The following is a 9,698-nucleotide window of genomic DNA, read 5'->3' as shown; positions in this document are numbered from 1 at the left end:
CCAGCTCGTCGTAGTAGGTATCCTCGGGCGTGGGCCCGCGCTTGAGCTGCCCCTCGAACACCACCGGCTCCCCGTTGATCCACAGCCAATATTTCGAGTCGGCCGCAATCCGCGCAACGGCCCGTTGCGGTTCCCGGTCCAGGCGAACCGTCTCCCGGTAGGCGATCCATTGGTTCGGCGCCGGCTTCTCCGCCACGCCGATCCACGCCGCCTTCCAATCAACCGCTGCGCGGGCCGAACCCATGGTTAGCGCGCACACGCAAACTCTAATCATTCGTTTCAACATAAGCTTCTTTCAGGACGAGGGTGCGGCGGAGTTGAACCGGCGCTACCCCTCTTTCTTTTCGCGGCCCATCCAGAAGATGGCGGTGGCGAACCAGACGACCGTTGCGCTCGTCATGAGCAACTTGTTCATGGCGAGATCGATCTTCTGCGCATAGAACAGCGAAGGCGCGACAACAATCAAGGCGAGCGCCAGATAGGAAATGATTTCTAAAACCTTTTTCATGCTTCCGTTCCTTTCTGCGTGAACTTGCTGACGACGATGTAGAGCGCCGAGGCGATGAACCAACCGGGCAGCGCAACGAAGAAGATCTGGAACTGCGGCTTGCCGGTTTTCACCAGCCCCACGCAAATCGCGAGCGTCGCGATCCAGGCGATAGCGGCGGCCCAGTTGATCGCGATCTTCTTATGCTCCGCGTAGTATTGCTTGAGTCCGAGTTTCGGGAAGATCCAGAAGTCGGTGAAGACCACGGCGCCCATCGGCATGAGGATCAAGCCATAGATGGCCACGAATCCCAGCAGGCGCATGGCGATGGCCGGGAACATCCCGGCGAGCGTCGCCAACAAGCCGGTAAAGATCGTCACCCTGAAGCGCGACACCTTCGGCATGATGGCCTGGAAGGCGAGACCGGCGCGATAGATGGTCGGATTGGCGGTGGTCCAGCCCGCCACGATCACGCAGATGAGGCCGGCGACGCCCGCCGCGCGGTAGGCCAGCGGCCCGGGCAGCACGTCGGTGTTGGACGGGTCCATGTGCAGCTGCAAGGCGTAGAGGATCGAGGCGGCCAACCAAGCCATGAAGTGGCCGACATACATGCCCGACGCCGAGGCCACGCTGTGCCACGATTTTTTCGCGAAGCGGAACACGGAGAGGTCGGACATGCCGACGTGCATCGCCATGTTGCAGAACCAGGCAAAGAAGGTGACATGCCAGAAGGTGAACTTCACCTGCCCGGGCAGCGGATCGCCCCCCTTCCAGATGGAGGTCTGGCAAAGCTCCCAAAGGCTGCCGAGCGAGTTGACCTGCGCCCCGGTTACCTCGATGAACTGGCGCAGGCCGATGATGCCGAAACCGAGGAACACGAGCACCATCCACGGCGCGGCAATGTTGGCCACCTTCGAAACCATGTCGTAGCCCCACGCGGCCACCACGGAAATAATCGCACCGACGGCGAGCACGGCGAGCACCCAGCCGACGCTGTTCGGCAACAGATCTCCGAGCCCCGGCATCGGGAAGTGGAACCAAACGCCGATCGCCGTCGCCGACACCGTGATCATCGATCCGGCAAGGAAACAGAACATGACGCCGTTGGCCAGATTGTAGAGCGTGACCAAATGGCGACCGCAGATTTTTTCGAGCTGGTAGTAGAGCGTCAATCGGGCGCGCACGGCGATCGGCGCGCAGAGGAACATCCAGCTGAGCACCGCAAGCAGGTTGCCGAGGAACAAGCCGCCCAGCACGTCGAACGCACTGACGCCCGCCGCGACGAACAGCGGACCAATCATCAATTCGGTTCCGGCGCAATGCTCGCCGGCATACATCCCCACGAAGGCCTTCAAGCCCTTCGTCTTCGAGACGGGTACGGGCTCGCGCTCGAACTCGCCGTGTTTTTCCTGTTGCTCTTCAGCCATGCTCTCTTCTCCTTGATTCTCTATTCCCACAACCCTGATCAGTGTTCGTTCAAACCATTTTACAGAAGACCGCCAAGGCCGCTAAGAACGGACAACTTCTAATTCCGCGTCCTTTGCGAACTTCTGTTGAAAACAATCTCGCCTAGCGCTACTTCTTCTCCTTCTGAGGAGCCAACGGATACGCCTTGAGATACGCGTCCAAACGCTTCACCATCTGCGTGCGCACGGGCGCATATTCCGGATTGCCGGCCAGATTGACGAATTCCGTCGGGTCCTTTTCCAGATCGTAGAGGCATTCGTAGGGTCCGCCCGGCTCATCGTAGTAGACGGCGTATTTATAGCGTTTGCCTCGCACGCCATGCCAACTGTTGTACATGTGGAACTTGTGCTCGCAGAAGATATCTTCGCGCCAGTCGGCGACGGGCTCCCCTTCGATCAGCTTGGCCAGCGACGCGCCCTGATACAACGCGGGAATCGGCAGGCCGGCCCATTCGACGAGGGTCGGCGCCACGTCCAGGTTCGAAGCCATCTCCGTCACCACGCGGCCGCGCTTATCCTTGGGGAGCGTCGGGTCGTAGACGATGAACGGCACGCGCAACGACTGCTCGTAGTGGTTCCATTTGCCCGCAGTCCCGCGGTCGCCCATCATGTAGCCGTTATCGGCGGAGTAAATCACCACGGTGTTCTGGTCCAGCCCCGCCGCCTTCAGCTCCGCGAGGACCCGGGCCACCGCATCGTCGATCCCGCTAACCAAGCGATAGTAGGCGCGCAGGTTGGTCTGGTATTTTTCGGGCGTATCCCAGCGCCAATACCAGCGCTTGCGCGACAGCCCCTTTTCGTCCTGCATGAACTCCGGAAGCGCGGCGAAATATTTCGCGTCGCCCAACGTGGGCGGCGGCATTACGAGATCCCCGTACAACTCATCGGACGAAGGCGGCCATTGGAAATGGAAGCCGGGCCGTAGGTCGGCATCATCCGCATGCGAAGCGTTGAAGCTGATCGACATGCAGAACGGTTGCCCCTTCGGATTCGACTTGAAGAACTCGATCGCGGCGTCGGCGCACAGGTCGGTTTCGTGGCGGAGCGAACCGTCGGCCTGCTTCTTGAACCAAGGATGCAGGCTGTAGGGTTTGAAGAAATCGAACTGCTCGGACTTGTCGTTTTTGGCGTACCGGAACCCGAATTTTCCGGTAAAGCCCGTGCGGTATCCATTCGCCTTCAGATAGGCCGAATAGCTCGTGGCGATGTATTCGGCCGGCACGGGAAGCTCGCCGAAGTTGAAGCCGTGCGTCCGCTGCGAGAGCCCGGTCATGATCGTGGCGCGGCTGGCGGTGCAAATCGGCGTCTCGCAGAAAAAGTTCTCGAAGCGCACGCCGTCCTTCGCGAGCCCGTCGAGCGTCGGCGTCTGGATCAGGTCGTTGCCATAGCAGCCCAGCACATCGGCGCGCTGGTCGTCCGCCAGGATGAAGAGAATGTTCTTCGGGGCCGCTTGCCCCACGAGCACCAGCAGGCCCACGAAGAAGAGCGCCAGCGGCGTTTTTTTGTTTGCGGAGTTTTTCATGATCTTTTCCTGTTCAATTTTTCCTGACTTCGAAAACCGCCGTTCCTTCGACGGCCTGGTCCACGACCCAGCGGTCGCCGACGGGCGTTGCTTTTACCGGGCGGCCATTGCACAAGATGCCGCCGGTTTCCCAGACGAACGGAAGTTCCACCCGCGCATCCATGCCTTGCGGCAACACGATTGAAAGCGAAAAACGATCCGGTGCCGGCTTCTTCCACGCCACGCGAACGGCGCCGCGCGGCGTCGGCACCTGGCCCTTGGCAAATTCGAGCCCGCCGACGCAGGGCCGGATCCGCGCGGTCTTCCACCCCGGTGCGAGCGGTTCGACGCCCAGGACGTAGCGCGGCAGCAGGTTGGCGGGCGCGGCGCCCCAGGCATGGTTCCAATCCTGGTTCGATTTGTATTTGTGGTCCCACGCCTCCCACGTGATGGTCGTTCCGCTTTCAACCATATGACGCCAGCTACGGTCGTTTTCAGCCAAAATAAGTTCCAACGCCTGTTCGTCGGCGCCGTTTTCAAAGAGGGCTTCCATCAAATACTGCGCGGCATAGACCGAACAGCGCATCCCCCGCTGCGCCAGCCAGCCGGCCATGGCGGCGCGCGCTTCCTGCGGCACCAGCCCGAACGCCAGCGGAAACAGGTTGGCATGCAAGGCCGTGTGGTCGGTCTCGGCCCCGTCGCGGAACAATCCCGTTTCCGCATCGAACAGCGTCTTTTGGAACCGTTCCCGGGAAGCGTGCGCCAACGAATCGAATTCGCCGGCCTCCTTGTTCCGCCCCACCGCGCGCGCCAGCTCGGCCATCATTTCCAGCGACCGGATGTGGAAGGCGTTGACCACGGTGTTGACGCCGGTGCGGACGTAGCCGTCGCGCTCTCCAACCGGCCAGTCGATGATATCGTCCCGCTTGATGTCTTTGGCATCGCTGGCGACCAGTCCATCCGCCCCGCGGCGTTCCATCAGCGTTTTGGTTTTCAGCGCTTCATAGCGCGGCTTCAGCCAATCGGCGTCGCCCGTGTGCATCCAATCGGCATGGGCCATGAAGACCATGTGCGGCGCCCACTCGGTCGGCCAGGTCGGGTATTCCATCAGGCGGTCGAACGTGTCGCGCGCCATCTGCTTATCGAAGTCCGTATAGTAGTGGCTCAGTTGGTTCAGGTAGGCGTCGGCCTCGTAGGGAATGCGCTCGCGGTCGCCGTCCACATAGACCCCGGCAAAGGTGGTGGCCTTGATGGAATAGCGGCAGAGTTCCCAGATGCGGTCGAGCATTGCGTCCGACGACTCGAACGATGCGGCCGCGTCGTCCCAGGTGGCGGCGAAAACGGATTGGCGGACGATCTGGTCCGGCGTCAGCGCCCCCGTCCAGCCCTCGATCTCGACCCAACGGAACGGCATCACCACGCCCCACTCGTCCGGCGTGAGGATGGCGGGCGGATGCTTCGGACTAGCAATGTCGGTGTTTCGCTTGTCGACGGGCGGCGCCGCAACCACCGCCGTATTGGCCTTCAGCTCAACGGAGGCGGTATTGTAGCGCACGGTTTGCGGCGGTTTGCGGTCGATCCGGTCATCCTTCGACGCTTCGCCGAAATGGACCGTAACCGTGCCGCTCGCAGGAGCAGTCAACCGGAGGTTGCCGAACGCCACCCGGCCAAAATCGACGACATAGATGCCCGCTGGGGTCCGGCTGATTTCGACGGGCCGTTCGTCCACCCGTTGCGTAGGCGCGCCATGCGCGCACATGCAGACCAGCGAAAGCAGGGCCCCTCCTGTTATTTTCCAACCCATAGCGCATCTCCAAACGTTTACCGGCCAACCAGGAGACCGGGCGGTCCAGTGCCCTCCTGCCTCCTAGCTGTAGTGGTAATAAACGTATCATGTTAGGCGAAGCATCACAACCCCACCTTGACGATCCAGACAAGTTCCAGCACGATCCGGCCAACGGCATCCCGCTCCGCCCATCGTCCCGAACCAAGCGGACCGGGACTACGCGTCGCGCTGCCAGTCGGGCTTGCCGTCGTAGACCCAGCGGTAGTAGTCGGCCAGCGTCAGCTTCGAAGCCGCCGCCTCGTCGACGAAGACCTTGGCACACGCATGGTGCTGGAGGATCGAGGCAGGCATGATGGCCGCCACGGGACCCTCGACCGTCGCGGCAATCGCGTCGGCTTTGTTTTCGCCAAAAACCAGCATCAGGTTCATGCGCGCATCCATGATGGTGCCGATGCCCATGGTGATGCAGTGCTTCGGCACGCGGCTCTCGTCGCCCTCGAAGAAACGCGCGTTGTCGGCAACGGTCTGCCGGGTGAGCGTCTTGATGCGGGTGCGCGATGCGAACGACGAGGTCGGCTCGTTGAAGCCGACGTGCCCGTCGGACCCGATGCCGAGCACCTGGATATCGATGCCGCCGGCGGCGACGATCTTGCGTTCGTATTCCGCGCAGAATGCCGGGACGTCTTTCGCCATGCCGTCGGGGATATGGACGTTCTCGGGTTTGATGTTGATGTGGCTGAAGAGGTTGTCCCACATGAATTTGTGGTAGGACTGCTCATGGTCCTTCGGCAAGCCGATATATTCGTCGAGGTTGAAGGTGGATACCGCGCTGAAATCCAGCCCCTCGTCCTTGTGCAGACGGATCAACTCCCGGTAAAGCATCAGCGGCGTGCTCCCCGTCGCCAGCCCAATGACCGCGTTCGGCTTCTCGTGCACCAGCCGGGCAACAACCCGGGCGGCGGCTTCGCTTGCGACCTTCCCGTTTTCCTTGATGATGATTTCCATTAGAATAGCTCCTTGAGTTTATCGGCCCCCACGGGCACCGAGGTTCCGTTTTCCAAACATTCAACATACCCGCCGTTTTCCCACTTCCGCAGACGGTAAAGCGTCGCGAACGAAAAGTCGGGGACGGCCCCGCCCTGCCCGCCGACGAGCTCGCCGCCGCGGCGGACATTGTCCTGCATCCACGCCGGCAACAGCAGATGATAGGGGTTGCGCGCGACCTCTTCCACGTGCAGCGAGATGGCCGCAACCAAATCGGCCACCAGCTCCGCATCGCCTTCGACCATCAGGTTGGGATCGTCCATCGCGCCCCAATATTCGGTTTCCACAACCGTGCAACCGAACGAAGCCTCCATCTGGCCCAGCGCCTCTTCCACCAGGAAGTGGGTCGAAACGTGGCGCGAGTTCCAGTCCCCGGCATGCGGCAGGACGACCACCTCGGGCCGGACCTCCGTCAGGAGCGCAACGAGGTCGTCGACCTCCAGGGCGCCGAGATCCGCCTTGCCGCGCCGGATTTCCCAGCCCAGGTATGCGCAGGCGTCGGCCAGCTCCTTGGCGCGCCCGGCCTGGCGCGCGACGTTGCTGCCGTAGGTGACCGGCACCACGATGATCTGCTTGCCGGCTTCGCGCATCAGCCGCAACGGCAACAGGCCAACGATGCATTCGTCGTCGGGGTGCGGCGCAAAAACCATCACTTTCGCATCGGATTCGACCACGGGCACGGTGCCGGATACGGCGGGCACGGACTTGGCGCTCGCAACGCCCGCCCGGATGCTTTCCACATAGGCCCGATACGGATTGTCGAATGCGGCCGGCGGGGGCTTGGTGGCCCAATCGCCCTTTTGAAGGTTTTCCACAAAGGTGAAATATTTATTCATGATTCCTCTCCAATCAACGGAAGGCTGGCCGCCGCCACCGCTTGGCCGTGGCGTTTGTCCTTCTCGCTCGGGGTTGTGATTTCGATTTGGCCGCCCAGTTCGGGGAACTCGGCGGCAAGCACTTCGTTGGCTTTGTTGATAATGATGGCCCCGCCCTCGCCGCTCATGACGCGGCCGAGCAGGAGCAACTTGCGGATTTCATAGAAGTCGGCGTAGTGGGCGATCGTGTAGCCGAGATAGGTGCCGATGGTGGAATAGATGGCCGCCGCGCGCGCATCGCCGTCGGCCATGGCCGCCTGCACCTTGACCAGTTGCTCCGGGAACGGCATCCCGTCCGGGAACCCGAACCCGGCCCCCTCGGCAAGACGGGCGACCGCTTGCTGGGAAAAATACTGGACCCCGCAGCCGACATCGCCGGACCACTCGTCGGCCGGCGCATCTTCGCGGTAGTCGACCGGGGCAAAGGCCAGCTCGTTGAGCATCGGGGTGATGTTGCCTTCGGGCGTAACATAGCCCACCGCCTCGCTGGTTCCCATCGCCAGGCCAAGCACCGCGTTTTCGTTCATCGACATCGACCCGGCCAGCGCCGTGACTTCGCCGTCGTTGACCACCTCGAACGGAATGTTGCCCCACCGTTCTTTCAGGTCGAAGAAGATGCGGCGGACCTTGCGCTCGAAATCCGCCGGCGAAACGCCGCGGAAGAGCGAAGCCACCCGCACCTCGTTGTTCACATAGACCCCCGCCGAGCTCCCGCCGATGGCATCGACGCGCGGCAGATACGAGGCCGCTCGCTGCAGGGAATCGTTGATCCCTTCGATATGGTAGGTCGGGTCGCTCTCGAAATAGGGATTCCATTCGACCTCTTCGGTAAAGACCACCTCGCCATCGATGACCGCCGCGCATTTGCGGTCGGACCCGCCGAGATCGAACCCGATCCGGCACCCGTCGAGATGGCGGCCAAGCGCCATGGCCGTCTCGTTGGCCGCCGGAATTTCCTCGAACGGACACGACTTGATTTCCAGCGGTTGCAGATAGGTCTTTTCGCCGAAGAACGCGTAGTCGAAAGCCCGTTGGCCGCCCGCCGCGTAGATGGCCGCCAGTTGGTTCGCCATCGGATCGCACCCGGCAACCAGCACCGTGCAGCCGCCGCGCTGCCAGAGCAAAAACTTCAGGATGCGCTCGAGATAGCGGAGCGTCTCGGCTTCGTGTCCGGCCGACGGCGGCAGGATGCGGGTGTGGAATACCGAACAGGTTCCATCGGGACGCACCAGCGCCAGCGCAACCGCTTCGGCCTGGCCCGATGCGTCGGCCCGTTTTTGATAGGCGCGGTTCCAGAGCGCGGCGGGCACAAATCCAGGGTCGAGTTCCGGCTTGATCTTCACTTCAATATCCATGCAGTTCCTACTCCGTTTGTTGACCAAACTCTGCCATCCCCGTCCAAACCATAAAGATTAACTATTTGCCTTTTCCGGCTACGAATTAACGATATTGACTTTTCGGCCGGGCCAGGCATGCTACGGGCGAATTCGGGCCGGCCCACCCTTGCGCAAGTGTGCGCAGCGCCGGCCCACCCTTGCGCAGGTGTGCGCCTGGAGCCGGCGATGGAAAAGGAATGGTTGAAGATCTCGGAACCGGTCGACTATTTTTCCGGCGTCGGCCGCACCCCACTGCCCACGCCGACGAGCGTGCTGCTGTTTTTGCGGGAAACGCGCAGCTCGCTGCAGCAGGAGGCCTTGCAGAACCGCTCGCACCACCGGTTTGTATTGGCCCGCAACCTGGAGACGGAGGGCCATGTGCATCTCGACCATCTGACGATGCCGCTCAAGCCCGGGCAGGCGATCCTGATTCTGCCCTACCAGTTCCACCACTTCAGCCTGCTCGCCGCCAACCGCCTGAAATGGTTGTTCTGCACCTTCGAGCTGCAGCCGCGCACCTTCCTGGAACCGTTGCGGAACCGGGTGCTGGATCTTGGGAGTAAAACGCTGGCGCTCTATGAGCAACTGCTGGTCGAATGGCATGCCCCGCACGAGGAGCTCCAGGCGGAGCAACTGCAGGCGGTCCTGCTTCGCCTGCTGCTTTCGCTCAAACAGGATCGGCTGCGCTCCGCCGCAGACCTGCCGCCGGTCCCGGAGGACAGCCTCCTGCAAACCATCAACCGCCTGCTCGCCGAACGCTCCGGACGCCCCGTCGTCGTCGCCGATCTGGCCGAAGCGTTGAACTACTCGGAATCGCGCCTGCGGGCCATCTTCAAGGAAGCCGCGGGGGTTCCGCTGGGGAGCTACATCCAGAACCACCGCATCCACCGCGCCATGGCCCTGCTCCGCACGACCAAGCTGCCCGTTGCCGCCGTTGCCGAAGAGGCCGGATTCGGCTCCCCGCAGGCCTTCAGCCGCATTTTCAAACAGAGCACCGGCCTAACCCCGCGATCCTACCGCACCGATCCATAGTCCCAACCCGGCCGCCGGAACCAAACAATCAATGACCGCATCGGCACGCCGATGCGAAAAGCGGAATCCACGCCCGCACCCCTCGGCGAGCGTGGATTCTGGTTCTTGAAGCCTAACCTAGAACTTCGAAT

Annotated in this window: 8 protein-coding genes and 1 pseudogene; 1 reads left to right on the top strand and 8 read right to left on the bottom strand. The window is 62.1% G+C overall.

The window, feature by feature from the left end; translation table 11 throughout:
• The 8 genes and pseudogenes from ABYO54_RS09450 to ABYO54_RS09415 all read right to left on the bottom strand — a co-directional run.
• Positions 1-274: pseudogene (locus ABYO54_RS09450) on the bottom strand (glycoside hydrolase); the annotation flags it as partial.
• 54 nt (positions 275-328) lie between these two features.
• Positions 329-508 (bottom strand): hypothetical protein, encoded by a 180-nt coding sequence (locus ABYO54_RS09445; RefSeq protein WP_372808004.1) that lies wholly within the window; start codon positions 506-508, stop codon positions 329-331.
• Positions 505-1,914, bottom strand: coding sequence for a cytosine permease (locus ABYO54_RS09440; protein ID WP_372808003.1), 1,410 nt, complete (start codon positions 1,912-1,914; stop codon positions 505-507). Before ABYO54_RS09440 ends, ABYO54_RS09445 begins: the two co-directional genes overlap by 4 nt.
• Positions 1,915-2,062: 148 nt before the next feature.
• The gene (locus ABYO54_RS09435) at positions 2,063-3,475 is read right to left on the bottom strand and encodes a sulfatase (RefSeq protein WP_372808002.1); all 1,413 of its coding nucleotides are present in this window, start codon (positions 3,473-3,475) and stop codon (positions 2,063-2,065) included.
• Positions 3,476-3,488: 13 nt separating this feature from the next.
• Positions 3,489-5,258, bottom strand: coding sequence for an alpha-L-rhamnosidase C-terminal domain-containing protein (locus ABYO54_RS09430; RefSeq protein WP_372808001.1), 1,770 nt, complete (start codon positions 5,256-5,258; stop codon positions 3,489-3,491).
• Positions 5,259-5,456: 198 nt separating this feature from the next.
• Positions 5,457-6,245 carry a glucosamine-6-phosphate deaminase gene (gene nagB, locus ABYO54_RS09425; RefSeq protein WP_372808000.1) on the bottom strand — a complete coding sequence of 263 codons (789 nt, stop codon included), beginning with the start codon at positions 6,243-6,245 and terminating at the stop codon, positions 5,457-5,459.
• Entirely contained in the window at positions 6,245-7,120 is an 876-nt protein-coding gene (locus ABYO54_RS09420; RefSeq protein WP_372807999.1) for a PIG-L deacetylase family protein, read from the bottom strand. Before ABYO54_RS09420 ends, nagB begins: the two co-directional genes overlap by 1 nt.
• The gene (locus ABYO54_RS09415) at positions 7,117-8,514 is read right to left on the bottom strand and encodes an ROK family protein (protein WP_372807998.1); all 1,398 of its coding nucleotides are present in this window, start codon (positions 8,512-8,514) and stop codon (positions 7,117-7,119) included. Before ABYO54_RS09415 ends, ABYO54_RS09420 begins: the two co-directional genes overlap by 4 nt.
• A 207-nt stretch (positions 8,515-8,721) precedes the next feature.
• Here ABYO54_RS09415 and ABYO54_RS09410 point away from each other — a divergent pair, with 207 nt between their 5' ends.
• Positions 8,722-9,567 carry a helix-turn-helix transcriptional regulator gene (locus ABYO54_RS09410; RefSeq protein WP_372807997.1) on the top strand — a complete coding sequence of 282 codons (846 nt, stop codon included), beginning with the start codon at positions 8,722-8,724 and terminating at the stop codon, positions 9,565-9,567.
• Positions 9,568-9,698 lie beyond the last annotated feature (131 nt).

The sequence above is a fragment of the Pontiella sp. genome (assembly GCF_041622395.1).
Classification (GTDB): domain Bacteria; phylum Verrucomicrobiota; class Kiritimatiellia; order Kiritimatiellales; family Pontiellaceae; genus Pontiella.
Note: the sequence above shows the minus strand (reverse complement) of the source record. Positions and strands in the feature narration are given on the sequence as shown.